At 70.8% G+C, this 24369-nt stretch carries 26 protein-coding genes and 1 pseudogene; 5 read left to right on the top strand and 22 right to left on the bottom strand.

Annotated features, from left to right (window positions below; translation table 11 throughout):
• Positions 1–49: 49 nt before the first annotated feature.
• A complete protein-coding gene (locus tag MED01_RS19645; RefSeq protein WP_238670018.1) occupies positions 50–1237 on the bottom strand; it encodes an ABC transporter substrate-binding protein in 1188 nt (395 codons plus the stop codon).
• A gap of 81 nt (positions 1238–1318) precedes the next feature.
• Positions 1319–2116 (bottom strand): alpha/beta hydrolase family protein, encoded by a 798-nt coding sequence (locus MED01_RS19640; protein ID WP_238670017.1) that lies wholly within the window; start codon positions 2114–2116, stop codon positions 1319–1321.
• A gap of 84 nt (positions 2117–2200) precedes the next feature.
• Here MED01_RS19640 and MED01_RS19635 point away from each other — a divergent pair, with 84 nt between their 5' ends.
• Positions 2201–2803, top strand: coding sequence for a bacterial proteasome activator family protein (locus MED01_RS19635; protein WP_091396749.1), 603 nt, complete (start codon positions 2201–2203; stop codon positions 2801–2803).
• A 2-nt stretch (positions 2804–2805) separates the two neighbouring features.
• Here the strand turns inward: MED01_RS19635 and MED01_RS19630 are convergent, their stop codons facing one another.
• The 3 genes from MED01_RS19630 to MED01_RS19620 form a co-directional block, all read right to left on the bottom strand.
• Positions 2806–3618 carry an HAD family hydrolase gene (locus MED01_RS19630; protein ID WP_238670016.1) on the bottom strand — a complete coding sequence of 271 codons (813 nt, stop codon included), beginning with the start codon at positions 3616–3618 and terminating at the stop codon, positions 2806–2808.
• Positions 3618–4439 (bottom strand): HAD family hydrolase, encoded by an 822-nt coding sequence (locus MED01_RS19625; protein WP_238670015.1) that lies wholly within the window; start codon positions 4437–4439, stop codon positions 3618–3620. Before MED01_RS19625 ends, MED01_RS19630 begins: the two co-directional genes overlap by 1 nt.
• A gap of 271 nt (positions 4440–4710) precedes the next feature.
• On the bottom strand, positions 4711–5448 hold the full coding sequence (locus MED01_RS19620; protein WP_238670014.1) for a hypothetical protein: 738 nt from the start codon (positions 5446–5448) through the stop codon (positions 4711–4713).
• A gap of 131 nt (positions 5449–5579) precedes the next feature.
• Here MED01_RS19620 and MED01_RS19615 point away from each other — a divergent pair, with 131 nt between their 5' ends.
• The 3 genes from MED01_RS19615 to MED01_RS19605 all read left to right on the top strand — a co-directional run bounded on the left by MED01_RS19615 (position 5580) and on the right by MED01_RS19605 (position 7344).
• Positions 5580–6011: an OsmC family protein gene (locus tag MED01_RS19615; protein WP_091396762.1), complete on the top strand. Its 432-nt coding sequence runs from the start codon at positions 5580–5582 to the stop codon at positions 6009–6011.
• A 150-nt stretch (positions 6012–6161) separates the two neighbouring features.
• Positions 6162–6509: a metallopeptidase family protein gene (locus MED01_RS19610; RefSeq protein ID WP_238670058.1), complete on the top strand. Its 348-nt coding sequence runs from the start codon at positions 6162–6164 to the stop codon at positions 6507–6509.
• A 112-nt stretch (positions 6510–6621) separates the two neighbouring features.
• A complete protein-coding gene (locus MED01_RS19605; RefSeq protein WP_238670013.1) occupies positions 6622–7344 on the top strand; it encodes an AIM24 family protein in 723 nt (240 codons plus the stop codon).
• A gap of 85 nt (positions 7345–7429) precedes the next feature.
• Here MED01_RS19605 and pheA read toward each other — a convergent pair whose 3' ends face one another.
• From pheA to MED01_RS19580, 5 genes are all read right to left on the bottom strand, one after another.
• Positions 7430–8383, bottom strand: coding sequence for a prephenate dehydratase (pheA, locus tag MED01_RS19600; protein ID WP_238670012.1), 954 nt, complete (start codon positions 8381–8383; stop codon positions 7430–7432).
• A 10-nt stretch (positions 8384–8393) separates the two neighbouring features.
• Entirely contained in the window at positions 8394–8888 is a 495-nt protein-coding gene (locus tag MED01_RS19595; protein ID WP_238670011.1) for a hypothetical protein, read from the bottom strand.
• Positions 8889–9095: 207 nt separating this feature from the next.
• On the bottom strand, positions 9096–9485 hold the full coding sequence (locus MED01_RS19590) for an ACT domain-containing protein (RefSeq protein WP_238670010.1): 390 nt from the start codon (positions 9483–9485) through the stop codon (positions 9096–9098).
• A gap of 75 nt (positions 9486–9560) precedes the next feature.
• Entirely contained in the window at positions 9561–10019 is a 459-nt protein-coding gene (locus MED01_RS19585; protein WP_238670009.1) for a hypothetical protein, read from the bottom strand.
• Positions 10020–10188: 169 nt separating this feature from the next.
• Entirely contained in the window at positions 10189–10926 is a 738-nt protein-coding gene (locus MED01_RS19580; RefSeq protein WP_238670008.1) for a hypothetical protein, read from the bottom strand.
• A gap of 163 nt (positions 10927–11089) precedes the next feature.
• On the opposite strand from MED01_RS19580, the gene MED01_RS19575 reads away from it, so the two are divergent.
• Complete coding sequence (locus MED01_RS19575; protein WP_238670007.1) at positions 11090–12307, top strand: arginine deiminase; 1218 nt, start codon at positions 11090–11092, stop codon at positions 12305–12307.
• 82 nt (positions 12308–12389) lie between these two features.
• Here MED01_RS19575 and MED01_RS19570 read toward each other — a convergent pair whose 3' ends face one another.
• From MED01_RS19570 to MED01_RS19515, 12 genes and pseudogenes are all read right to left on the bottom strand, one after another.
• Positions 12390–13277, bottom strand: coding sequence for a DUF5926 family protein (locus MED01_RS19570; protein WP_238670006.1), 888 nt, complete (start codon positions 13275–13277; stop codon positions 12390–12392).
• Between the two features lie 59 nt (positions 13278–13336).
• Entirely contained in the window at positions 13337–13756 is a 420-nt protein-coding gene (locus tag MED01_RS19565; RefSeq protein WP_238670057.1) for an ATP-binding protein, read from the bottom strand.
• A 61-nt stretch (positions 13757–13817) separates the two neighbouring features.
• Positions 13818–15272 (bottom strand): PAS domain-containing sensor histidine kinase, encoded by a 1455-nt coding sequence (locus MED01_RS19560; RefSeq protein WP_238670005.1) that lies wholly within the window; start codon positions 15270–15272, stop codon positions 13818–13820.
• 54 nt (positions 15273–15326) lie between these two features.
• Positions 15327–16115, bottom strand: coding sequence for a glycerophosphodiester phosphodiesterase (locus tag MED01_RS19555; RefSeq protein WP_238670004.1), 789 nt, complete (start codon positions 16113–16115; stop codon positions 15327–15329).
• Positions 16116–16125: 10 nt separating this feature from the next.
• A complete protein-coding gene (locus tag MED01_RS19550; RefSeq protein WP_030487745.1) occupies positions 16126–16461 on the bottom strand; it encodes a rhodanese-like domain-containing protein in 336 nt (111 codons plus the stop codon).
• A gap of 58 nt (positions 16462–16519) precedes the next feature.
• Complete coding sequence (locus MED01_RS19545) at positions 16520–17437, bottom strand: LCP family protein (protein ID WP_372493686.1); 918 nt, start codon at positions 17435–17437, stop codon at positions 16520–16522.
• 220 nt (positions 17438–17657) lie between these two features.
• Positions 17658–18929: an LCP family protein gene (locus MED01_RS19540; RefSeq protein ID WP_238670003.1), complete on the bottom strand. Its 1272-nt coding sequence runs from the start codon at positions 18927–18929 to the stop codon at positions 17658–17660.
• A gap of 159 nt (positions 18930–19088) precedes the next feature.
• The gene (locus tag MED01_RS19535; protein WP_238670002.1) at positions 19089–20315 is read right to left on the bottom strand and encodes an LCP family protein; all 1227 of its coding nucleotides are present in this window, start codon (positions 20313–20315) and stop codon (positions 19089–19091) included.
• Between the two features lie 76 nt (positions 20316–20391).
• Positions 20392–21369, bottom strand: coding sequence for an NAD-dependent epimerase/dehydratase family protein (locus tag MED01_RS19530; protein WP_210782732.1), 978 nt, complete (start codon positions 21367–21369; stop codon positions 20392–20394).
• Between the two features lie 89 nt (positions 21370–21458).
• Complete coding sequence (locus MED01_RS19525) at positions 21459–23150, bottom strand: monocarboxylic acid transporter (RefSeq protein ID WP_238670001.1); 1692 nt, start codon at positions 23148–23150, stop codon at positions 21459–21461.
• Positions 23128–23493, bottom strand: a complete 366-nt coding sequence (locus tag MED01_RS19520) for a DUF485 domain-containing protein (RefSeq protein ID WP_238670000.1) — start codon at positions 23491–23493, stop codon at positions 23128–23130. The genes MED01_RS19525 and MED01_RS19520 overlap by 23 nt, the downstream gene beginning before the upstream one ends.
• A 175-nt stretch (positions 23494–23668) precedes the next feature.
• Positions 23669–24311 (bottom strand): annotated as a pseudogene (locus MED01_RS19515) (flavin reductase family protein).
• Positions 24312–24369 lie beyond the last annotated feature (58 nt).

Here is a 24369-nt window from a genome sequence, read left to right as displayed (position 1 = left end):
CCGGCCTCCCACTGGGAGACCGGCCCCGAATCGTGCTCCGGGTGGGCGTTCAGCCCAGCGTGGCCAGCTCGTTGATCAGCACGTTCGACATGACCTGACCGTCGCGCTGCACCTCGCGCAGGTACCACTTCTGCTGCGGGGTACGCGGCTGGTTGAACTGCCAGATGCCACGCGGGCTGTCGATCTGGCCGATCTTGCCCAGTGCCAGGTTGACCTGCTGCGGAGTCGGTTTCCCACCGGCCAGTTGGATGGCCTGGTCGAGCACCTGCGCCGCGTCGTACGACGCCATCGCGTACGTGGTGGGGGTGACCTGGTACTTCTTGCGGTACGCCGAGGCGAAGACCCGGTTCGACGTGTTGTTCAGGTCGGCCGAGTAGTTCAGCGCGGTCTGGATGCCCAGCGCGTTGTCCTTCAGGTTCTCCAGCACTGTGCCCTCGGTGAGGAAGCCGGGCGCGTAGATCGGCCCGGCGAACTTCTCGCGCAGCTGCTTGATGAACTCGACAGCCGCCGCTCCGGCGAAGAAGCAGAAGACCGCTGTGGGCTTCTTGGCCAGCGCCTTGGTGATGTCCGAGGCGTACGTCGTCTTGCCGGGGTTGGAGGTGGCGTTGGTGTAGGTCACCGGGTCGCCGATCCGCGGGTCGGTCGCGCCGAACTCCTGCCGGAAGCCGCGGACGACGTCCGGGCTGCCGACGTTCTCCGGCATGATGATCGCGATGCGGCCGTTCGCCGGCAGTTGGTCGCGTAGGTAGCGGCCCAGCGCCTTGCCAGCCTCGTCGAGCACGTACGAGGTCCGCCAGATGTAGAAGACGCTCTGCAGGCTGCTCGGTGAGGCGTTGGAGCCGATCAGCGGGACCCGGGCCTGCTCCACGGTGTCCCGGATGCCGACCATCACCGCCGAGTTGACCACGCCGGTGAGTGCCAGCACGCCCTGCTTGAGCAGGCCCTCGACGGCAGCCTTGCCCGTCTTCGCGGTGTCGCCCTCGTCGGCGGTCAGCAGATCCACCGGGTGGCCGCCCAGCCGCTGGTCGTGCAGGTCGAGGAAGAGCTGGAAGCCATTGGTGATGTCGTCGCCGATGCTCTTGAAACCACCGGCCTGCGGCGTGATCAAACCGATCTTGATCGGGCCCCGGTCGGCGGTCTGATCGGCGTCACCGTCTGAGCCACACGCGGCGACGAACCCGGTGGTCCCGAGCGCGGCCAACAGTTGGAGCGCCCGCCTGCGATTCATCTGCGACACCGAGTTCCTTCCAAGGAAGCGTTACAGGGCCGAACACCGCCCCACCGGCGTTCTACCTGGTCCGCGACGCTGCGTCAATGGCTATTGATCATCGTGCAGGGACCGCAACACGGCGAGCACCTGGGACCAGGCGACGGCCTCCGGGTCGATCAGCCCGAAATGCTCGCATCCGGGCAGTTCAACAAGGGAAATATCGGAACCTGTGACGCGCGCCTCTGTGACGAAATCCCGGCTCATCTCCACCGGGACCTGACGATCGTCGGAGCCGTGCACAACTACCGTCCGTGTTCGTATCGGTACCAACATCCGTGGATCCGCCGCCGCGTACCGGTCCGGGACCTGTGCCGGTCCGCCGCCGAGCAGCGCGGCGACAGCGCCCGAGTCCAGATCCCGCCGGTACGCCTCGCCCAGATCGGCCACCGGGGCCAGGGCGAGCACCGCGCCCACCGTTGCCGGGGCGGTGGCCGCCACGTACAGCGCCAGGTGGCCGCCGGCGGAGTGCCCGACCAGGATCGGCGGGGCCGGGCTCACCCGGCCGGGCAGCGCCTCGGCCGCCAGCATCGGCAGCTCGGCCACCCCGGTCAGCACGTCGGTCAGGGTGCCCGGCCAGCCACCTCCGGGCTGCCCGGTACGGCGGTATTCCAGCTGTGCCACCGGGTAGCCGTCAGCGGCGAGAGCCGCGGCCAGCGGGCCGGTGTGCCGTCTGTCGTACTCGGCCCGCCAGAAGCCGCCGTGCACCACGACGACCAGCGGTCGGGCCGGCCCGGTTCCCGCCGGGAAACGCAGATCGGCCACCTGATCCGGATGGTCCCCGTACGCCACTGTCCGGTCGGGTTCCGGTGCGGGCCGGGTCAACACGGCGCGCGGGTCGACAGGCATGGCGCGACGGTAGCGCGCCCCGCCCGGGTGGTTCGGCCCCGGTAGTCGGTCCCGGCCGGCATGGCTCGCGTCCGCTGGGTAAAGATGGACCCCATGACCGAAGCGCGCTCCGCTGGACAGAACGACGAGCCCGGCCCCGACGACTCCGGCCACTCCGGCACGGTGGTGGTGGTTGGCCCGGACGGCCGGCCGATCGGCACGATGCAGACCGACGAGGGCCAGGGTGAGGACCCGACCCGCCTGGTCGAACAGCCGGCCAAGGTGATGCGGATCGGCAGCATGATCAAGCAGTTGCTGGAGGAGGTGAAGGCCGCGCCTCTCGACGACGCCAGCCGCAACCGGATGCGGGAGATCCACGAGCGGTCGATCGTCGAGCTCAAGGAGGGCCTCGCCCCTGAGCTGCGTGACGAGCTGGAGCGCATCTCGCTGCCCTTCGCCGAGGACAAGGCCCCCAGCGAGGGCGAGCTGCGGATCGCGCACGCCCAGCTCGTCGGCTGGCTGGAGGGCTTGTTCCACGGCATCCAGGCGGCCCTGGTGGCCCAGCAGATGGCCGCCCGGGTGCAGCTGGAGCAGATGCGCGGCGGCCGGCAGGCGCTGCCCAGCGGCCCCGGTGGGGTCGTCCCCGGGATGCCGGGCATCGGCCAGCCGGGCGGCGGCGAGGGTCACAACACCGGTCAGTACCTCTGACCTCAGTCCACCCCGAAGACCTTCTCCAGGTACGCCGCCACGCCGTCCTCGGTGTTCGCCGTCGTCACGTCGTCGGCGACCGCCAGGACGGCGCGGTGCGCGTTGGCCACCGCCACGCCACGCCCGGCCCAGGTCAGCATCGGCACGTCGTTGGGCATGTCGCCGAAGGCCAGCACGTCAGCCGCGGCCACCCCGAGCTGGTCGCAGTACCAGGCCAGCCCCGCAGCCTTCGTCACCCCGGCTGCCGAGATCTCCACAAGCCCTGAGGACGACGAGTGCGTTGCCTCGGCCAACCCCGCCACCGCCGTGGCGATCAGCTCGGCGAAGGCATCCGGGTCCTGCTCGCCGGCGCGGGCGAGGAGCTTCACCGCCGGCACCGAAAGCAACTCCTCCGGCGTCTCGATCGGCCGGATGCCGTTGGCGTCGGCGTCCCAGCGCAGCGGGTAGTGCGCCTCGTGCCGCATCTCCCGGCTGTCCAGGATCTCCACGGCGAAGCTGATCCCGGGAACCTCGGCCCGTAGCCTCCGGGCGACCTCGGCCAGGTGGTGCGGGGCGAGCGGGTCAGCCCGTACCACCTCGTCCTCGAACGGGTCGTAGACGACGGCGCCGTTCGCGCAGACCGCCGGCAGCGGTCGGGCGAGCTGGTCGTACACCATCTTGAGCCAGCGGACCGGACGGCCGGTGACCAGGACGACCGGCGTGCCTCGCGCGGAGATCCGCGCGAGCAGGTCGGCGGTGCGTGGGCTGACTGTGTGGTCGTCGCGGATCAGCGTGCCGTCGATGTCGGTGGCGATGAGGCGGGGTGTGTCTCCCATTACCGGGACAGTAGCCGGTCCAGATACACCGCCACCCCGTCGTCGTCGTTGCGCAAGGTCACCTCGTCGGCGGCGGCGCGCAGCGCGGGGTGCGCGTTGGCCACTGCCACCCGCGACCAACCGGCCCACTCGAACATCGGCAGGTCGTTGGGCATGTCACCGAAGACCAGCACATCGGCCGGGTCGACCCCGAGGGTCTGCGCCACCACTGTCAGCCCGGTCGCCTTGTCCACGCCGGGCGGGCAGATCTCGATGAAGCCGAGCCCGGCCTGGGTGAGCGTGGCGACCTGCGGCGGGACGACCCGGCGGGCCACCGCCAGCAGTTCGTCCACGTGATGGTCGGCGGTCCGGGCGAACGCCTTGATCACGTCGCAGGCGAGGCACTCGTCGCGAGTGCGCGCCTCGAAGCGGTCCTGGTAGGGCCAGCTCTCGTGGTAGTCGCCCCACAGCGGGGCGTCGTGCTCGTCGGACGCCTCGACCATCACTGTCAGCGGGCCGACCTCCGCCTCCAGGTCGGCGAGGAGCCGGGCCAGCACCTCGGCGGGCAACCGCTCGTCGCGGAGCACCACCGGGCCGCTCGGGTCGCTCTGGTCGACCACCCGTCCGCCGCCGGCCATCACCAGGAAGTCGGCGGCCCGGATGTCGTTGCGGGTCAACTCGGTCAACCGAGGGCCGCGTCCGGTCGCGCCGACCACCGGAATCCCGGCGGCGCGCACCCGGTCGAGCACCCCATGGGTGTACGCGGAGACGGTGTCATCGCTACGGACCAGCGTCCCGTCGAGGTCGGTCGCGATCAACTTGGGCAGTCCCGGGCGGGTCATCGTTCCTCCTTCGCCCGCCGCCGTCGCACCGCCAGGGGTCAGGGAACCCGAGTCCCGGAGTGACGGCGGGCAGCAACCGTACCTCGCGGAACGGGTCGCATCCATGGCTTCCAGGCGAATCGGACGCCAACCCCGCCCCCGCGCCCCGCCCCCACCCGTCCCCGCGATCTTGCACTCTCGGTTGCCGTTCTGCGTGTTATGCGCTGTATGTCGGCGCAGTAAGTGCAAGATCGCCGCGGTGAGAGTGGGTGGGTGGGTGGGTGAGGGTGGGTCAGGGCTGGGGGTCGGGGCGGGTGAAAGGGGCGGCGGGGGTGACTGTCAGGTCGGCTGGGGCCGGTAGGCCGTCCTCGATCGGGTCGGGGCCTCTGCGGCGGCGCCAGGGGCGCGGTGCCGGCGGGTCGGCGGAGCGGTCGTCGTCCGGCGGCCCGAACGCGCCGGAGGGTGCGGCGGGGGCCAGCTTCAGGGCGGCCCCGAACAGCACACAGGCGACGAACGCCATCACCAGCCCACGGCCGTACTCGATGTGAAAGCCGTCCTCAAGCGAGTAGAAGAAGTTTCGCTGACCGGGGTTGTCGAGGCTGGCAGTGGCGGCCAGCAGCAGCATCAGCAGGGCACCGGCCAGGGTGAGGCCGGTCAGCCGGGCGTTCGGCCGCACGGCCGCCGTGCCGCGCAACGTCAGCGCCACGGCGCAGACGAGGGCGAGAAGCCCAACCAGATAGCCGACCCCGAAGCCACCGACCTCGGACACCCCGGCAGGCACCTCGAACGTCGCATTGCCGTCGGGCCCGCCGTTCGGCAGGCTCATCACCAGCCACTCACCGATGAGCGAGGCGATCGCGGCCACCGCGCCCAGACCGGCGAGCAGCAGGGGCAGCCGAGGATCCTGCGCGAGGTCGCCCAGGGACCAGGCGAAGCGGCGTCGCGGGGCCGGCTCGTCGGCACCCCACTCGATCACCGCCGGGGCCTCGGATCGGTCACCCTGTCGCGGGATCGGAAGCTCCTCGGACATCGGCCACCCTTCCGCCGGTCACGGACCTGTGTCGCATCATGGCACAGCAAGCTGGTGGTGACAGGGATCGCAGGGCTGGCGAGCGCGCCGGTCTGTCGCTCGGCGGTCGCCTTTCCGCTAGCGTTTGCCCCATGCCTATCCGTACCGCTTCAGCACAATGGCAGGGCAATCTCACCGAGGGCGCGGGCACCATCCGCACCGGTAAGGGCGGCCTGTCCGGCAACTACTCCTTCAAGTCGCGCTTCGAGGAGGGTGAGGGCACCAACCCCGAGGAGCTGATCGCCGCGGCGCACGCCGGCTGCTTCTCGATGGCGTTCTCCAAGGCGCTCGCCGACGCGGGCTCGACGGCCACCTCGGTCGAGACCACCGCCAAGGTGCACCTGGACAAGACCGACGCCGGCATGACGGTGACCCGGATCGACCTGGAGACGGTCGGCCAGGTCCCGGGGATCGACGACGCGGAGTTCCAGAAGCTCGCCGAGGCCGCCAAGGCCAACTGCCCGATCTCCCGCCTGCTCTCGCCGGGTGCCGAGATCACCCTCAACGCCCGCCTGGCTGCCTGAGCAAGCAGACCCACACCGGTACGTCCACGGAAGGAGCCTCCGCCCGATCCTGGGTGGTCGCTTCTTCCGTGCATGTGCGGACGACGGCCACTGTCGTCCAGCAGGACCGGGCCGCGTGCCCCCGCGTCGGGCACAATGGGCGAGGTGCCGGTGGAGATGAGCCGTGAGCGCTTCGAGGAGTTGGTCGGCGAAGCCCTCGACGAGGTGCCCGAAGAACTACTCGGCCTGATGAACAACGTGGTGATCCTGGTCGAGGACGACCCGCCACCGGGCGAGGTCGACCTGCTCGGCCTCTACGAGGGGCATGCGCTCACCGAGCGCGGCTGGGACTACTCCGGCGTGCTGCCCGACCGGATCTTCATCTACCGCCGTCCGATCCTGCGGATCTGCGACAACGACGAGGACGTCATCGACGAGGTGGCGGTGACAGTGGTGCACGAGATCGCCCACCACTTCGGCATCGACGACGCGCGCCTGCATTCGCTGGGCTGGGGCTGAGCCCGCGCGCCGCACGACCCGCCCGCGCCGCGCCGTCTGTCCGACGGCCTGTGCTTGCCGAGGTCGCCTACCGTCGGTGCAGCGAACGCGACACTATTCAGGAGGCCCTTTCATGCGCAGCGAGCTGTTCTCCGCGGAGAATCTGGAGAAGGAGTCCGCGCAGCCCGGCATGCGGTTGCAGAACTCCAAGATGTTGAAGATCGAGCTCAACGGCGAGGCGATGGCCCGGGTCGGGTCGATGGTCGCCTACCAGGGGAACGTGCAGTTCCAGGCGTTGGGTTCAGGTGGGCTCGGCAAGTTCCTCAAGCAGAAGCTCACCCCCGAGGGCGTCCCGCTGATGAAGGTCACCGGGCAGGGTGACGTCTTCCTCGCCGAGCTGGCCAAGGACGTGCACATCATCGACCTGGAGCCGGGCGACGCCCTCTCCATCAACGGCAGCAGCGTGCTCGCCTTCGACTCCACCCTCCAGTACGACATCAGGATGGTCGGCGGCGCCGGGATGGCGTCCTCGTCCGGCCTCTTCAACTGTGTGTTCAGCGGCTACGGGCGGATCGCCATCACCACCAAGGGCACCCCGGTCGTGCTGAACGTGGACGCTCCGACATACGTCGACCCCCAGGCCGCGGTCTGCTGGTCGGCCAACCTCCAGACCGGCTACCACCGGGCCGAGCAGCTCGGCCTCGGCACTCTGCTCGGACGCCGCACCGGTGAGTCGTTCACCATGAGCTTCGCCGGTCAGGGCTTCGTGGTGGTGCAGCCGTCCGAGGAGCCGCCGGTCATGGGCAGTGGCCAGCAGCAGCAGGAGGGCGGCCTGCTCGGCGGTCTGCTGAGCTGACCGCGAGTGGCGCGGGGCGCACCTGATCTGTCGAGCTGACCGCGGCGCGGGGCGCCCCCGTTCTCCTGGGGGCGCCCCGCGCCGGTCAGGTCAACTCGCCGGTACGCAGGCGGGTCAGCCAGGCCGCCGCGTCGGCGTAGTCGACGTCGGAGAGGCCCGCTGGCGCGGGCACCGGGCGTTCGCCCGCCTCGGCCCACCGGTGCCGGGGGTAGGAGCCCAGGAAGCGGACGTCGGCACAGACCCTGCGGAGCCCCTGCAACGCCTCGCCCAGGCGTACGTCGGCCACGTGGCCGGCACAGTCCAGGAAGAACACGTAGCGACCCAACGCCTCGCCGGTCGGCCGGGATTCGATCCGGGTCAGGTTGACCCCACGGACGGCCAACTCCATCAGCACGGACAGCAGCGCGCCGACCCGGTCGTGGGCGATGTAGACCGCGAGCGAGGTGAGGTCGTCACCGGTCGGCGGCGGTGGCGGCCCGGGGCGGGACACCAGCGCGAACCGGGTCACCGCGTCGGGGTGGTCGGCGATCTTGTCGGCGAGTGTGGTGAGTCGGTGCCGGGAGGCCCCGATCGGTGCGCAGATCGCCGCGTCGAACTCGCCAGTGCCGGCACCGGCGGCGGCCGCGCCGTTGGAGAGCACGTCGACCACCACGGCGTCGGGCAGGTGGTCGCGTAACCAGCCCCGGCACTGGGTGGACGCCTGTGGATGGGCCGCCACGGTGCGGATCGAGGTCAGCGGGGTGTCGGGCCGCGCGGCGAGCACGAACTCCACCGACAGGACCACCTCACGGGTGATCACCAGCGGCTCGCCCTCTGCCATCTCGTCCAGCGTGACGCCCACCGCGCCGCCGATCGAGTTCTCCAGTGGCACCAGCGCGGCATCGGCGTCGCCGGCACGGACGCTGTCCAGCGCCTCTCCGACGCTGCGCGCAGGCGTACGGGTGCCGCGCTCGGCGGCGGGTATGGAGCGCAGGGCCTGCTCGGCGAAGGTGCCCTCCGGCCCGAGGAAGACGAAACGTGTCGGCGGTGTTCCCGGCATGCCGACCAGCCTACGCACCCGGCCCGTTGGCCGGGCCGGCGTCGCAGGCGAGGGCGCGAATCCCGGCCGGGCTGGTGGCGCGTACCTCGATGGTGCAGACGTCCGTTCCGGCGGTGACCAGCACCGGGGAACCGGGCTCGCCCCGGGTGACCACCTGGAGTTCCTCGTGCCCGGTCACAGTCAGCACTGTGAACTGCCAGTCAGCGGCGCAGAGCGGCCCGGTGCGGACCTGGGTCCGGACGTTCGCCGGCAGCACTCCGGCCCGGCCGCGCAACAGTTGCAGCACCCGCTGGCCGGTCGGCCCGTTGCGGCAGGCCGTCGCGACCAACCCGGCGTCCGGGGTGGGCGTGACAGTACCGAGAGACGGCGCGGTGGTGGGCGGGGTGGCCGGTGGGGTGCTCGGGCCGGACGGTGTCGGGGCCGCGGTGTGAGTGGGAGCGCTGGTCGGCTCCCCCAGCCCGGGTGGGGCGCCACAGCCGGCCAGCGCCGCGACGGCGAGCGCCATCGGCAGGACTCGGGCGAGGCTCCGCGCCGCAACGCGGTCGGCTGCCCGGCCATGAGCCGCCGGTGAGGGGTGGACCGTCGACCGCGGTGAGGGGGACGCGGGCGGGGGTGGGGTGAACGGCACGGGCCGATCCTCGGGACATCGGAGAATTCGTCGCGGCCGGGGTGGCCGAGCCCATCGTAGGGCGAGCGGCCGGTCGGGTGAAGGTCAGCCGGTGACGCGGTGCCCGGCGCGCTGGAGCGCTGCGGTGCCCTCGGTCAGCCGGACGGTGGGCACCAGCAGGTAGTCGGTGTCGAACGTGGAGAACGTGACGGCGCTGACCCGCGCCTCGGCGAGCGGGTCGACCAGCGCGGCCAGGCTGCCGGTGCCGGCCAGCGTCACCGGGGCGGTGACCCGTAGGCAGCGCCAGGTCGTCTCCACCACCGCCTGTGCCGGCGCCCGCTCGGTCGGGCAGATCACGGAGATCCCGTCGGAGGTCCAGCTCACCGTCACCACGTCCGCGCCGCGCAGCCCGCTCGACAGCGCGTCCGGCACTGTGCTGCCGGCGGCCAGCCGGCACAGAGCGTATTCCCCGGGCAGCAGAGCGATATCGAGCATGAGGGCACCCTACGGCCTTCGTACGGACCCATCCAGGCCACGCCACGTGCGGCGAAGGACACACTGCGCCGCAGGTCAGACCTCGGAGAAGAAGGTGAGGGAGCCGGTGACGGTGCCGTCGGTGAGCACCGGGGTGGAGATCGCGTCGACTGTCGCGTCGGAGCTGTTCGCCGAGGCGGCCTGCACCCTGAGTAGCCCACGGGCGAGTCGGCCGGAGGAGAGCGCGAGCAGGGGCGGAATCTTGTCGATCTCGGCTTCGGTCAGCTCGCCCCGGTTGGCGGTGAAGTCGAGCAGGCGCAGCCCGCCATCGAGCAACGGTCGCCCGATCAGCCCGGCTGGCTCACCGAGACAGAGCAGCTCGCAACCGGCCGTGGAGATCGCCACCACCCGGGTGTCGGCGTCGATCAGCAGGCACGGCTCGTCGGCCCGGGAGACTGTCGACGACCATTGGCCGACGTTGTCGGACTCCGGCTCTGTCGAGGCCCGCGCCGCCGGCACGAACGCTTCCGAGAGCGAAAGTTCGACGTGGGCCACCGCGCCTCCTATGTGCACCGATCGACTGTCCACGCTAGCGGGTCGCCGACGGAATCACCGAGCGCACCGGGTCACCGGGGCGCTCAGCGTGAACCGAGGCGACCGGTGACGGCGCGGAGACCGGTGAGGCGAACGGGGGGACCGGAGCCGCGTGGCGTCGCCGGTGACGTTACCGGCGGTGGGCCGGCTTGTCAGCGGCCGTTCGGCCCTCGTCGTACCACCGGTAGTCGGCGGTTGGACGGTACGTGCCGTTCAGCCAGGTGCCCGGGTTCTGCGCGACCCGGGAAAGCTTCTCGGCGGTGGCGGGGCTGATCCGGCTGCCGCCGGCCACGAGCAGCCGGTCCAGTTCCCGGTGGGTGGCCATCAGGCAGTCCTTCGGAAGGCCGTAGACGCTGATCACGCCCGAGCCGACGAAGGTCAGCACCGGCGTCACCGGAACGGGCAGCCCCACCGCGTCCGAGAGGGCCTTGCTGGCCCGCTTGGCGTCCCGGCGGGACTCGGCCACGTACGGGGGCCGCTTGCCGTTGATCTGCACCACGTCGCCGGCGACGAGCACCCTGGCCCGGCCGTGGTCGGCGATGGTGACGGCGAACAGGCCACTCGGCCCGATGGCGAGGAACCCGGCTCGGTCGTCCTGACCGCGGTCGAGGACGTCTGTCACGTCGGTGCGCGGCCACTCGATCACGTGCCAGGCAGGCCCGAGATGGTCGAGTTGGCCCAGCGCCCGTGCCCCGGCCGCCTCCAGGCGGCGTGCACCCCGCTCGGCCCGACGGCGGCGGGCCCATTCGAGCGGTGTCGGACGGACCGGTTCGAGAACCCCCGGCGCCTCGACGCGGGGGTGTGGCACCGCGACGGGCGGCAGTGCCCGAGCGGACGGTACGGCTCGTCGTGCGGGAAAGACAGTCATCGCGACCTCCGGCAAAAGGTCCCTCGAAGTTATGTCCTCACTACCCTACGTTGCCACTACCGGTGTTCGGCAAGCCGGAGCGCCGGAGTGACTGTGGATGAATGCCATATTCATCCACAGTTCTTTTCTCGGATGCCGCTAAACCCTGCCCTACGCTGCGGGAGTGACCCACTACGTCGACAGTGAAGTCGGGCGGCTCGGCACCGTACTGCTGCACCGGCCCGGCCCCGAACTGGCCCGGCTCACCCCGCGCAACAACGACTCGCTCCTGTTCGACGCGATCCCCTGGCTGGGGCGCGCCCAGGAGGAGCACGACGCGTTCGCCGCCGCCCTGCGCGAGCGCGGCGTCGAGGTGCTCTACCTGGCCACCCTGCTGGCCGAGACGCTTGCCGTCGCGGACGCCCGGGCCGAACTCACCGAGCAGGTGCTGCGCTCCCGGCGGCTCGGCGACACGCTGCGCGCCCGCGTCGCCGACCACCTCTCCTACCTGGACCCGGCCGCGCTGGCCGACGTGCTCACCGCCGGGCTGGCCCACGAGGAGTTGCGGATCAGCTCCGAGCGGCCGGGCGGACTGGTCTACACGCTGATGGACCGACACGACTTCGTCATCGACCCGTTGCCCAACCTGCTCTTCACCCGCGACTCGTCGCTGTGGATCGGCGACCGGGTGGGTGTCACCAGCCTGGCCATGCCGGCCCGCCGCCGCGAGACCACACTGACCGACGCCATCTACCGCCACCACCCCCGGTTCGCCGGCACCGAGTTCGTCTACCGCCCCGGCCTTGAGCATCTGGAGGGCGGGGACGTGCTGCTGCTCGCGCCCGGGGTGCTGGCGGTCGGGGTGGGCGAGCGGACGACACCGGCCGGAGCGGAACGCCTCGGCCGGCAGGTCTTCGCCGCCGGCCTGGCCCACACCATCCTGGTGGTGCCGATCGCCCAGAAGCGCGCCACCATGCACCTGGACACGGTGTGCACGATGGTCGACGTGGACGCCGTCCTGATGTACCCCAACATCGCGAGCACGCTGTCGGCGTACACGGTGATCGCCGGCGGGAACGGCGAGGACCCGCGGGTGGACGGGCCGGCGCCGTTCCTGCGGGCCGCCGCCGACGCGATGGACCTCGACCTGCTCCGGGTCATCGACACCGGGCTGGATCCGGTCACCGCCGAACGCGAGCAGTGGGATGACGGCAACAACACCCTCGCGCTGGCCCCCCGCCTCTGCGTCGGCTACGAGCGCAACACGGAGACCAACGCCCAACTGGAGCGGGCCGGCATCGAGGTGATCCCGATCGCCGGCTCCGAGTTGGGCTCCGGTCGGGGCGGACCGCGCTGCATGTCCTGCCCGATCACCCGCGACCCGCTACCCGTCGCCGGCTGAGCACGCGACGAGCGCAGCCGTCGCCGGCTGAGCGTGCGACGAGCGCCGCCGTCGCCCGGCTGAGCGGAACGACCGCCCCGGCTCAGCGCAGGGTGAGTTGGCGGCCGAGCAGCCCCTGACGGGCCCGGCGGCCGGCGGCGTCGAGTGGGTCGGTGACGGTGAGCGCCTCGGCGTACCGCTTGGCGAACTGCGCCACCGGCTCCTCCCACTCGGCGGCCGGGGTCTCCTCCGGCAGGTCCCACACCGGCACGAGTCGACCGTGCGCGCGGAACATGCCGGCGAACTTGGTCTGCTCGCCAAGCGTCAGCGTGCCGGCCGCGCCGAGGCGGGCCAACGCGTCCAGGGCGGCGTCCTCATCGTCCGGCAGCACCCAGCGCACGTGGGCCTTCTCCGGGACCTGACACCAGTACGCGGCCTTGGCCGCGGTCAGCCGGACCGTCGGGTAGATCGCCGCGTTCGCCCGCTCCAGCGACGCCTGGACGGTCGGATCGTCGGCCGCCCCGGGATCGAGCCAGAAGTCGAAGCCGTCGTGCATGGTGATGTCCAGTGGACCGTCCGCGAGGATGTCCTGCAGCCGGGGCCCGGGGCCGGGCAGTGGCGCCACGGCCACCTGGCCACCAGGCTCGGTACGCAGCGCACTGAGCAACGCGTCGGCCAGATCCCGCGACACGTCACCGGACTGCTGGTGGCGCTGGAGACCGATCAGCACCCGGCCGTCCGGCTTGGTGATGGCCGGGGCAGCCATGGGCAGCACCGTGGCGAGCGTCGCCGTCCGGTCGCCGAATTCCTCGACCAGGGCGGGCGCCAACCGCAGCGGGGCGGAGGCGGCGGGCACCAACTCGCGCAGCGCGATCCACTCGGACTCGTCTACCAGCCCGTCGAACGGACGTGGCACGAAGATGTCCCGCACCTTCTCGCGACGGGGCGTGGTGTCGGCGGCGGCGCGCTGGCTCTTTCGACGCTTGGTCACGGCGTCACAGCCTAGAGCCCCGAGCGGCTCGGCGTGACCGGGACCCGCCCGAGCCGTCCTCAGCCCGCTGACACCAGGTTGGGTCGGGGTGTCGGCACCGGGTCGAACTCCGCCCAGACGCGCTGGCCCATGCCGTCCTGCTCGACGCCCCACCGGGTGGCCAGGCCAGCCACGATGTGCAGCCCGCGCCCGTCCGCCGCGTCCGGGCTGGCCGTCCGGAGCCGTGGCCCGGCGCTCGCGCTGCCGCCGTCGGTGACCCGAAGCTGGATCAGTGTGCCCTCGGCCGAGGGCCGCAGCTGCCAGGCAACCCGGATCACGCCGCCGGGCAGCGGCCTGGCGTGCCGCACCGCGTTGCCCACCAGCTCCGCGAGCACCGCGATCAGGTCCGCGAGGAGCGTCGGGGGTACGACGTCCGCCAGCTCGGCGGCGAGCCGGTGTCGGGCCAGCCGTGCCCCGCCCGGGTGGTGGGGAACCACCACGCACCAGGCTCGATCCCTCGTTGCCGCTGCCACCGTCGCCTCCACGTCGCGCCACCCCTGGTCAACCGCGTGGTAGCCGCACCTCTGCGACCGTACCGCCGCCGGTCCTCGGACGTAGGGATACCCATCCATTCTGCTGTTCAACGATCCGGCGGACGAGATAGAGGCCGAGCCCGGCCCCCGGGTAGCCGCGACTGTCGCCGGACTCGCCCTGCCAGAACCTGTCGAATGCCCGTTCCACGTGCTCGGGTCGGATGCCGATGCCCTGGTCGCTGACCCGGAACGCCACCAGATGACCGTCACCCGAGGCGGTGATCTCGATGGGAGAACCAGGTGCCGAGTACTTGCCGGCGTTGGTGGTCAGCTCGGTCAGCACGGTGGACAGGCTGGGCCGGTGACCGAGCGCTTTGGGCAGGTCGCTCGGGAGGCGGAGCACCAGCCGGCGGCGCAGCTCCGCCGGTAGGTCGACGACGGCGGAGCGCAGCGCCTCGCCGAGGTCGAACGGGGTTGGAGGGTCGTCGCCCGGCCCCACCTCGGCAGCCGAGCTGAGCAGACGGTCGACCAGCCGGGCCAGCTCGTTGGCGCGTTGCCCGATCACCCGGGCCGCCTGCCGGCGGTCGACGTCGGTCAGTGACTCCCAGTGGTCGGTGAGGGTGTCCGCGTACCCCTTGATGACGGTGACCGGGGTGCGCAGCTCGTGGCTGGTCACCGCGACGAACAGTTCGCGGTCGTGGTCGCGGCGCTGCTGGTCGGTGATGTCGCGGAAGGTGACCACCCGTAACGTTCCCGGGCCGGGCAGGTCGCCGGAGGTGATCCGCAGCCAGCGGCCGTCCGGCATCCGGTGGTCCCGAACCTGCCCGGAGGGTGGCAGCGGGAACGGCAACGGGCGGCTCAGCGCCTGCTCGACCGTCCGGCCGGTGACCTGGGCGGCGGCCGGGTTCCAGAGCCGGACGTGCCCGTCCCGGTCGACGACGGCCAGCCCGTCGGCGAGAGCCGCCACCACCGGGCCGTCGCCGTGCACCGGCAGGCCACTCTGGTCGCCGTACATGTGCCCGACGCAGGAGGCGAGGTAGGCGATCACCCCCTGCTGCTCGGCGCCCGGCTCGTCGTCGCCCGGATAGAGGGCGTGCAGGCTGCCGACCGTGTGACCGCCGATCTCGGCCCGGGAGACGACCATCCGGCGCAGGCCGCTGCCGGCCAGCTCGCCGGCCAGCTTGCCGTTGAGGTCACTCACCCGCGCCTGGAGCACCCGTGGCCCGGAGAGCAGGCAGACGGTGTCCGGGTCGTCGACTGCCAGTGGTCGGCCGAGGGCCCACTCCGCCGCGCCGGTCGCGGCGATGACGCGACCGCCGGTCGGACCGAACTCGACGAACGCCATCCCGGTCGCGCCGAGCGCCGGCTGGGCCACCCGGAGCAGTTGGGTGAGGACCGGCAGGCCCGCGTCCCCAGAGTTGATCATCTCGATCACGACGGTGTGGCCGGCGAGGAGAGCGGGGAAATCGATACGCTCCGGCATGTGCCGAGTCTGCCCCGCCGACCCGGTTTTGGGCACCCCCGCCCGGTCGATGGGTCAGCGGTCCAGCCGGGCGAGGGCGTACGCGGGCCGGTCGGTGATGATCCCGTCCACCCCGGCGGCCAGCACCAGCTCCAGGTCGGTCGGCTCGTTGACCGTCCAGACGTACACCTGGTTGCCGGCCGCCCGTAGTGCGGGCAGCAACTGCGGGCGGGCCCGGACCAGGCCGATGCCCGGGCCGGCGATCCGGGTGCCGAACGGCAGCCGACCCAACCGCAGCCAGCGCGGTAGCACCTCCAGCAACAGCACCGTGGGCAGCGTCGGGGCCAGCTCGCGCACCCGACGGACCGCCAGCGGGGAGAACGACATGACGGTGACCTGCACCGGATCGTCCGGAGCGGGGTCGGCCAGCCCGTACCGGCGCAGCAGGCTGACCAGTCGCCGTTCCACGTTCGAGCCGTAGCGGGACGGGTGCTTCGTCTCCACGAGCAGTCGGACCGGCCGCCCGGCGGCGAGCACCGCGTCCAGGAGCCGGGCCAGGGTCAGCAGCCGGGTGTGCGACTCGTCCGGTGGCAGGTCGCCGTCCGGGGCGCTGCCCGGGTGCCACGAGCCGAAGTCCAGGGCGTCCAGCTCGGCGAGCGTACGCGCGCTGACCAGACCGCGACCGTTGCTGGTGCGGTCGAGTCGTCGGTCGTGCACGCAGACCAGGTGCCCGTCCCGGGTCAGCCGGACGTCGCATTCCAGGCCGTCGGCGCCCTCGTCGAGGGCGCGCAGGTACGCGGCGAGGGTGTGCTCGGGTAGGTCGAACGAGGCGCCGCGGTGCGCGAAGACCAGTGGCCCGCCCATTCCGCCGGCCTCAGATGACCTGGCCGGGCTGCCCGTTCGCGTCGACCACCGGTCGGCCGACCGCAGCCCACTGGCGCATCCCGCCGTCGGCGTTGCGCACCTGCTCCCAGCCGTTGTTGATCAGGTACGCGACGACCTGGGCGGACCGCCCGCCGGAACGGCAGACGACAGCCACCTCCCGGTCGGTGGGCACCTCGGCCAGCCGGGCCGGCAGTTCCATCATCGGCAGGTGGTGGGCGGTGGGCGCGTGGCCGGCCGCCCATTCGTCGTCCTCCCGCACGTCCAGCAGGTAGGTCTCGTCGGCGATCTCGGTCACGGGCACGGTGGGAACCTGGGGTCCGAACACAGGAAGCAACACTAGATCCTCGTGGCCCGGTTCGGCACCGACCGGGCCGTCGGCACTGTCACAACCGGGTCACCCAGCGGGGGTTGGCCTGCGCCCAGGCCGGCACCCGGGTCCCGCGCAGCGCCTCGAAGAGCCCGTTGCCGCCGTTGTCCAGCACCACGTACGAGACCTCGTCGATGGTCTGCGGCGAGGAGGGCACCTGGACGCCGCGCATCCCGTCGGGCGGCAGCGCGCGCAGCGCGAGGAGCAGGTCCTCCAGGGGTACGCCGTTGGTGTCGACTGTCAACGAGCTGCCGACCGCCCGGAGCACCTGGTCCAGTTTGACGGGGTTGCTCCGCAGGTCCGCCCTGCCGGCGCTGTCCAACATCGCCCGGAGCAGCTGCTGCTGGTGGTGCTGCCTGTCGTAGTCACCGCCGGGCAGGTCGTAGCGCTGTCGGACGTAGTCCAGCGCCTGCGCGCCGTCCATCTGTTGGCAGCCGGTGGCGAAGACCCGGTTGGTGTGGATCGAGCGGACCTCGGTGTCCACGCACATCTCCACCCCGCCGAGCAGGTCGATCACCTTCCGGAAGCCGGAGAAGTCGATCAGCGCGGCGCCGTCGAACCGGATTCCGGTGAGCCGGTGCAGGGTGGCGGAGAGCAGTTGGGCGCCGGCCTGCCCGCCGCCGCCGTGCTCGTACGCGGCGTTGATCTTGTCTTGACCGCCGCCGAAGCCGTTCGCGGGCGGGATCGTGACCAGCAGGTCACGCGGGATGGAGACCAGGTACGCCTCCCGCTGCCCGGCAGGGACGTGCACGATGAGGATGGTGTCCGAGCGTTGGTCCGGCCCGCTGTCGCCCGGGCGCCGGTCCGAGCCGACCAGGAGATAGTTGAGCGGCCCGTCCAGGTCCGTGCGCCCTGTGCGGGCGTCGGCGTCGAGCAGTTGCTCCTTGGTCACCGTGCGGTCGTAGCGGTGGCTGAGCGTCTTGAGCCCGGCCACGGCGAGCCCCGCCAGCAGGACGAGAGCCAGGCCGATGCCGAGCAGGATGCGCGGCCAACGGGCGCGAGGCGACCGGGCGGACGGGCCCGCTCCGGCCCGGTCCGCTGCGTTCCGTCCCCACCTGGACGTGACAGCCTCCCCGCAGCCGATACGTGAAACCTGCTCACGTCAGGCTACGGGCGGTGAGGAGGCCGTCGCTGGCTTTCCGCCACTCCCGGCCTCACTTGCGGCTGGAGATCACCTCGGGGTGGGTGAAGACGAACTCGGCGAGTTTGTCCTGCTTGACCGCCTGGAACATCGCCATCGTCTCTTCGTTCAGGCCCTCGGTGTTGTTGTTGTTGGCGTTGAAGGTGCCGTTGTTGGTCTTGAGCATGGTCAGCTCGTTGCCGGTAACCCCGCGCATGGTGAAGATGAATTTCTCGATCGGCACGCCACCGGTGTCCAGCACGGACGCCTCGCCCGCCGCCTTGATCAGGTTGTTCATCTTGGCCGGGTTGGTCAACATCCCGCCCTGGGTGGCCTTCTTGGCCATTGCCTTGATCAGCTGCTGCTGGTTGGCCTGCCGGTCGTAGTCGCCGTTCTTGAGGGTCTTGCGCTGGCGGGAGTAGTCGAGCGCGGCCCAACCCTCCATCTCCTGGCAGCCCTTCTTGTGCACCACCGGGGTCCGCTGCTTGCCGGTCTTCTTGGCGTCCGCGTTCCACATCGGCTTGCCGTCGACGTACGACATGTGCAGCGACTTGACCTCCTGGCTGACGCAGATGCGCACAGTGCCCAGGGTGTCGATGACGTTCTTGAAGCCACCGAAGTTGATGATCGCCGCGCCGTCGAAGCTGATCCCGGTGAGCCGCTTGATCGTCTGGGCCATCAGCTGGGCGCCACCCTCCCAGCCGCCACCGTTGGCGGCGCCGGCCTGGAACGCGGCATTGATCTTCCCGCTGCCGCCGCCGTAGCCGCTCTTCTTGAACGCCGGGATCTGCGCCTCGGTGTCCCGGGGGATCGAGATCAGGTATGCCTGGTCGTGGGTTGCCGGAATGTGCAGGATGATGATGCTGTCCGAGCGGACGTCGTCGGCGGCCCAGCGCTCCCGCGCGTCCACACCGAGCAGCAGCATGTCGATCGGGCCGTCCAGGCTCGCGCCGCCCTCGGCGTCGGACTTGCCGGCCTCACCCAACAGGTTGCCCTTGGCGATGCCGCCGGTCGCCTGCCCGATCAGCGCCTTGCTGCCGACGATGGCCACCCCGCTGCTCAGCATCAGCACGGCACCGAAGACCACTGTCAGCCTGGCCCAGAGCGGGTCCTTGCGCTTGGTCCGCTTCTTCGACCCACCACCACCCGGGCGGTCGCCACCGCCACCACCACCGCCGCTGCCGGGCGGGCGCGAGCCCGGCCCGCCACCTGAGGGGCGTGCCTGGGCGGGTATGGCCGCAGCGACTCGACCGCTGGGGGCGGCGGATCCGGAGGAAGAGGGGCGACGACTGGCCTGAACCGGCATGCATGCTCCAGCTCGTGATCAGGAGGGGGCGGCACCACTGTACGTACATCAAATCGACTTGGCGAGTTCATCCCGGGTCAATCCGGACGTCGAATTTCGCAGACTCAGTCGATCGTCGCCGCTCGATGACCCGAACGGCTGGTGCCAGCCGGGCCGCGGTCAGCCGCCGTCGTTGCTCTTCGGCGGGTTCGCCTTGACCCAGTCGGCCATCGTGTCTCCGGACATGGCCTGGTACATCGCGAGCGCCTTCTCCCGGTCCGACACCACCACCGACTCGCCGTTGATGGTGTCACTGCCCGAGTTCGGGCTGGTCACAAAGGTGAGGTTCTGGCCGCGCAGGTTACGGAACTGCAGCGCCATGTCTGTAACCGAGAAAGTCTGGTCGACGGTTACGGCCGCGGTCACCGACTTGAGGAAATCGTTGAGCTTCTTCGGGTTCGCCAGTGTGCCGGTGCTGGCCGCCTTGTCCATCAGTGCCCGAAGGAACTCCTGCTGGTGCCGCATCCGGGCGAAGTCCCCGTCCGGGAACTGCTTGCGCTGCCGGATCCAGTCCAACGCCTCCGCGCCGTCCATGTGGTTGGTGCCCTTGGTGAAGGTCCGGTACGGCTTGTGGATCGAGGTGATGGTGCGCTCAACCTTCAGGTCCACCCCACCGAGAGCGTCGGTGACCTCCTTGAAGCCGCCGAAGTCGATCGCCATCACGTGGTCGATCCGAACGTCGGTGAAGCACTCCACGGTGCGTACCGCCAGCGGCAGCCCGCCGAACGCGAACGCTGCGTTGATCTTCGCGCGCGAGCCGGAGCCGCAGTCCGCGCCGGCGCTCTCCGGGATCGGCACGTACAGGTCCCGGGGGATGGAGACCAGGTAGGCCTCCTGGTGGTCGGCCGGAATGTGCATGACGATGATCGTGTCGGCGCGCCACTGACTCTTGCTGTCGACCGGCGCGTCCGGGTCCCGTGAGTCGCTGCCGACCAGCAGGATGTTCAGCGCGCCATCGACGGTCTTGGTGGGCCGACCGCCGGTGATCTCCGCGAACGGGTCGGTGCGGGCCAGGTCACCGTTGAGGTTGCGGGCGTACAACCAGGCGCCGACGCTGCCGAGCAGCGCCAGCACCAGCACCGCGGCCCCGGCCACCAGGGCGATCCGACCCCAGCGCGGTCGCGGGCCGCGCCGCCCCGATCCGCCGGTGCCACCCGGGCCGCCGGGCCCGGTGGGCCCCGCCGGGCCGCCGGAGCGAGGCTGCTCCTCGTCGTACGACGGGTAGAAGCGCGCCTCGGTCGGACGGGCACGCCCGGAGGCGCCCCGATCGGGGCCGGGCACCGATGCGCGCCCGGCGCTGCGGTGCAGGTACGGATGCGGGACGCCGGCAGACGAGGTCGCGGACATGTAACTCAGGGTACGTAGCGGGAGCCACTGCCGCCTTCAGGCGACACTCAGCGACAGGCGGTACGCGAGAATCTGGTTACCCTAGCCGCGAGCGGAAGTACTCGATCGTGCGTCGCAGGCCATCTTCGGGCGCTACCGACGGCTCGTACCCGAGCAGTTCACGAGCGAGCGTCAGATCCGGTCGGCGCATCTCCGGGTCATCCGAGCTGCGGGTGACATAGGTCACCTTCGAGGTGCTGTCGGAGAGCGACACGATCAACTCGGCGAGTTGCCGCATGGTCAGCTCGTGCTCGGTGCCGCAGTTGACCGGGCCCGTCTCGGTCGAGTCGAGCAGCAGCAGGATGCCGCGCACCAGATCCTCGACGAAGCAGATGGACCGGGTCTGGTTGCCCGTGCCGTGCACGGTGATCGGCTCGCCGCGCAGCGCCTGGGAGATGAAGGTGGGGATGGCGCGGCCGTCGTCCGGGCGCATCCGCGGGCCGTACGTGTTGAAGATCCGGACGATCGCCGCGTCGAGCCCGCGATAGCGGTGGTACGCCATCGTCGCGGCCTCGGAGAAGCGCTTGGCCTCGTCGTAGACGCTGCGGACCCCGATCGGGTTGACGTTGCCCCAGTAGGTCTCCCGCTGCGGGTGCTCCTTCGGGTCCCCGTACGCCTCGGAGGTGGAGGCCATCAGGAACCGGGCGCCGTCGGCGGCAGCACGCTCCAGCAGGTGCAGGGTGCCGACCGAGCCGACCCGAAGGATCTCCACCGGCAACTGGGCGAAGTCGGTGGGGCTGGCCGGAGAGGCCATGTGCAGGATCGCGTCGAACCGCTCGGCCAGCGCCGGGTGGTGGGTCGGCAGACCGTCGGAGATGTCCGCCTCGACGAGGGTGAAGGTCGGCCGATCCAGCAGGTGGGCGACGTTCTCCTTGGAGCCGGTCACGAAGTTGTCCAGCGCCACCACCGTGCAGCCTCGGGCGATCAGGGCGTCCACCAGGTGCGACGGGACGAAGCCAGCCCCGCCGGTGACGAGGACGCGGTGATCGGAACCAAAGCGCTCAGCAACCTTCATGCGGCTCAGCCTACCGACAGCCGAATTCGCCGAAGGGGTCCCCTGTTGACGTCGTACGTCAACAGGGGACCCCCCGACAGGTGCCGCGATCAGTGGGCGCCAGCGCCGGTGAGGGCGCGCACCTCCAGCTCCGCGTACTTGTCCTCGTCGTGCTCCTTGGAGATGACAGTGCCGATCCACCCGCAGAGGAAACCGAACGGGATGGAGAGGATGCCCGGGTTGGACAGCGGGAACCACTGCCAGTCGTGGTCCGGGAACATCGAGGTCGCCGCACCGGAGACCACCGGCGAGAAGAACACCAGCAGCACCGCCGAGAGCAGTCCGCCGTAGATCGACCACACCGCGCCGGAGGTGTTGAACCGCCGCCAGAAGAGGCTGTAGAGGATCGCCGGCAGGTTGCCCGAGGCGGCGACAGCGAAGGCCAGCGCCACCAGGAACGCCACGTTGAGGTTCTGCGCGTAGATCGACAGGGCGATCGACACCGCGCCGATCCCCAGGGCGGAGATCCGGGCGACCCGCACCTCCTGCCGCTCCGACGCCTCACCCTTCTTCAGCACGTTGGCGTAGAAGTCGTGCGCCAGGCTGGACGACGACGCCAGCGTCAACCCGGCGACCACAGCGAGGATGGTGGCGAAGGCGACCGCCGCGATGATCGCCAGCAGGGCTGCCCCGCCCAGTTCGCCGCCGAAGAATTCGATGCCGAGCGCTTCGGCCAGCTGCGGTGCCGCGGTGTTGCCGGCCTTGTCCTGTGCCGTGATCGCCTGGCTGCCGACCAGCGCCGCCGCACCGAAGCCCAGGGCCAGGGTGAGCAGGTAGAAGGTGCCGATGATGCCGATCGCCCAGAGCACGCTCTTACGGGCCGCCTTCGCTGTCGGCACCGTGTAGAAGCGGATCAGGATGTGCGGCAGACCGGCGGTGCCGAGCACCAGGGCGATGCCAAGGGACAGCAGGTCGACCTTGTTGTAGAACGTCTGCGTCGAGTTGCCGGCCACCTCGACGCCGTACCGGAGCCCGGGTTCGAGGAACGCGCTGCCCTTGCCGGATGCGGCGGCCGCCTGGCCGAGCAGCTCCGACAGGTTGAAGTTGAACTTCGCCAGCACCAGGATGGTCATCAACAGCGCGCCGCTCATGAGCAGGAACGCCTTGACGATCTGCACGTAGGTGGTGCCCTTCATGCCACCCACGGTCACGTAGATGATCATCAGCGTGCCGACCATGATGATGGTGGCGACCTTCGCGGTGTCCGCGTCCATGCCGAGGAAGGTCGTCCCCGGCCGGATGCCGAGCAGCAGCGCGACCAGCGCGCCCGCGCCAACCATCTGGGCGAGCAGGTAGAAGATCGACACCGTGATGGTGGAGACCGCCGCCGCCGTACGCACCGGACGCTGACGCATCCGGAAGGCCAGCACGTCCGCCATCGTGTACCGGCCCGAGTTCCGCAGCAGTTCCGCTACCAGCAGCAGGGCCACCAGCCAGGCGACCAGGAAGCCGATCGAGTAGAGGAAGCCGTCGTAGCCGTACAGCGCGATGATGCCGGCGATGCCGAGGAACGAGGCGGCCGACATGTAGTCGCCGCCGATCGCCATGCCGTTCTGGAAGCCGGAGAAGGACCGGCCGCCCGCGTAGAAGTCGGTAGCCGTCTTGGTCTGCCGGCTGGCCCAGATGGTGATACCCAGGGTCACCGCCACGAAGACCAGGAAGAGCGTGATGGTCAGGTTGCGGGCTGTGTGATCGCCCGCCTCGGCCGCGAGGAACGTCTCAACCGCGAGGACCTTGCTCATGGGTCACCTCCCCGATCTCGGCGCGGATCCGGTCCGCGATGGGGTCGATCTTCCGGTCCGCGTACCGGGAGTAGAGCCAGGCGATCAGGAACGTGGAGACGAACTGGAGCAGGCCGAAGACCAGTGCGACGTTGATGTTGCTGTCGAACAGCTTCGTGCCCATGAAGTCCCGGGCGTACGCGGAGAGAATGACGTAGAGCGCATACCACAGGAAGAACGCGACGGTCATCGGGAAGACGAAGCCGCGCAGCGCACGCCGCAGCCCGGCGAACTCGTCCGACCGTTGTACGGCCAGGTACTTGTCCGACTGGGAAGCAGCCGGAGCGGGTGTGTCCGTGGACATCTGTGGATCACCACCTTCACAGGCGTCAGAGGAGTTTCGCGCACCGTAAAGAGCGCACTCCCCGGCAGGGAAGGCTGAGATCGACGCCGGTCGGCGAGTGCGCCGAGCGGTTGCCTGGCTGCGCCAAGTGACTCAGGTCACTGCGGTGATCGGTAGCCCCTGGCGAGGTGTCCGTTCAGACCGGCAGCTCGTGGTAGCGACCCCGGTAGTGCAGCAGCGGGGTGGCCTCCCCGGTCAGGTCGACCGCCTCGATCGTGGCCTCGACCAGCAGGCCCCAGCCGTACTCCCGGGCGGTGTCCAGCCGGCACCCGGCCCAGCCGCCGGCGTCCGCCGGAACCGGCCCGTACGGCGTCTCGTTCCACGCGCCGGTGGCGAAGAGCCCGCCCGGGGCGGGGAAGAGGCCGGCGAACCGGTCGGCGAGCTGCCGGTGTGGCGGGCCGAGCGGCGTGACGGCGAACCGACCCGACTCCTCGACGGCCGCCCAGAGGTCGGACTCCGGGTCGATCAGCCCGATCAGCCGGTCCGGTTCCCCCTCGGCGACCAGGGTGGACGAGACGGTCAGCCCGGCCGGACCGGGTGCCGTCCAGAGGGTCACCGGTGCGGCGAGGCGACCACGCAGTCGGCGTACCGGCGACCGTTGCCCGGTCGGCACCGCGAACGGATCGGTGTGGTGGATCTCGGCACCCGGCTCATGATTCACGTGAAACATTGTGCCGCCCCGGACCCTCGCCCAACCAGCGAAGCGCTCGTGCAGGTCAGCGGGGTGGCTGGCACGGCCAGAGCGCGCCGCAACCACGGCACCGCCACAGTGGTCGCATCGGCAGGTGTGGCCGGCTCACCGTGGCTCTCCGGCCGGCCGGTGCCGGTCGACCGGTT

The sequence above is a fragment of the Micromonospora alfalfae genome, from assembly GCF_022230925.1.
In the GTDB taxonomy this organism is placed as follows: Bacteria; Actinomycetota; Actinomycetes; order Mycobacteriales; family Micromonosporaceae; genus Micromonospora; species Micromonospora alfalfae.
Note: the sequence above shows the minus strand (reverse complement) of the source record. Positions and strands in the feature narration are given on the sequence as shown.

Bases quoted from the DNA above. Each gene is read 5' to 3' on its own strand.
- MED01_RS19640 (WP_238670017.1), bottom strand. From the start codon at position 2,116: ATGCCTGTCGACCCGCGCGCCGTGTTGACCCGGCCCGCACCGGAACCC.
- MED01_RS19635 (WP_091396749.1), top strand. From the start codon at position 2,201: ATGGACCCCATGACCGAAGCGCGCTCCGCTGGACAGAACGACGAGCCC.
- MED01_RS19630 (WP_238670016.1), bottom strand. From the start codon at position 3,618: ATGGGAGACACACCCCGCCTCATCGCCACCGACATCGACGGCACGCTG.
- MED01_RS19625 (WP_238670015.1), bottom strand. From the start codon at position 4,439: ATGACCCGCCCGGGACTGCCCAAGTTGATCGCGACCGACCTCGACGGG.
- MED01_RS19620 (WP_238670014.1), bottom strand. From the start codon at position 5,448: ATGTCCGAGGAGCTTCCGATCCCGCGACAGGGTGACCGATCCGAGGCC.
- MED01_RS19615 (WP_091396762.1), top strand. From the start codon at position 5,580: ATGCCTATCCGTACCGCTTCAGCACAATGGCAGGGCAATCTCACCGAG.
- MED01_RS19605 (WP_238670013.1), top strand. From the start codon at position 6,622: ATGCGCAGCGAGCTGTTCTCCGCGGAGAATCTGGAGAAGGAGTCCGCG.
- pheA (WP_238670012.1), bottom strand. From the start codon at position 8,383: ATGCCGGGAACACCGCCGACACGTTTCGTCTTCCTCGGGCCGGAGGGC.
- MED01_RS19595 (WP_238670011.1), bottom strand. From the start codon at position 8,888: ATGGCGCTCGCCGTCGCGGCGCTGGCCGGCTGTGGCGCCCCACCCGGG.
- MED01_RS19590 (WP_238670010.1), bottom strand. From the start codon at position 9,485: ATGCTCGATATCGCTCTGCTGCCCGGGGAATACGCTCTGTGCCGGCTG.
- MED01_RS19580 (WP_238670008.1), bottom strand. From the start codon at position 10,926: ATGACTGTCTTTCCCGCACGACGAGCCGTACCGTCCGCTCGGGCACTG.
- MED01_RS19560 (WP_238670005.1), bottom strand. From the start codon at position 15,272: ATGCCGGAGCGTATCGATTTCCCCGCTCTCCTCGCCGGCCACACCGTC.
- MED01_RS19555 (WP_238670004.1), bottom strand. From the start codon at position 16,115: ATGGGCGGGCCACTGGTCTTCGCGCACCGCGGCGCCTCGTTCGACCTA.
- MED01_RS19540 (WP_238670003.1), bottom strand. From the start codon at position 18,929: ATGCCGGTTCAGGCCAGTCGTCGCCCCTCTTCCTCCGGATCCGCCGCC.
- MED01_RS19535 (WP_238670002.1), bottom strand. From the start codon at position 20,315: ATGTCCGCGACCTCGTCTGCCGGCGTCCCGCATCCGTACCTGCACCGC.
- MED01_RS19530 (WP_210782732.1), bottom strand. From the start codon at position 21,369: ATGAAGGTTGCTGAGCGCTTTGGTTCCGATCACCGCGTCCTCGTCACC.
- MED01_RS19525 (WP_238670001.1), bottom strand. From the start codon at position 23,150: ATGAGCAAGGTCCTCGCGGTTGAGACGTTCCTCGCGGCCGAGGCGGGC.
- MED01_RS19520 (WP_238670000.1), bottom strand. From the start codon at position 23,493: ATGTCCACGGACACACCCGCTCCGGCTGCTTCCCAGTCGGACAAGTAC.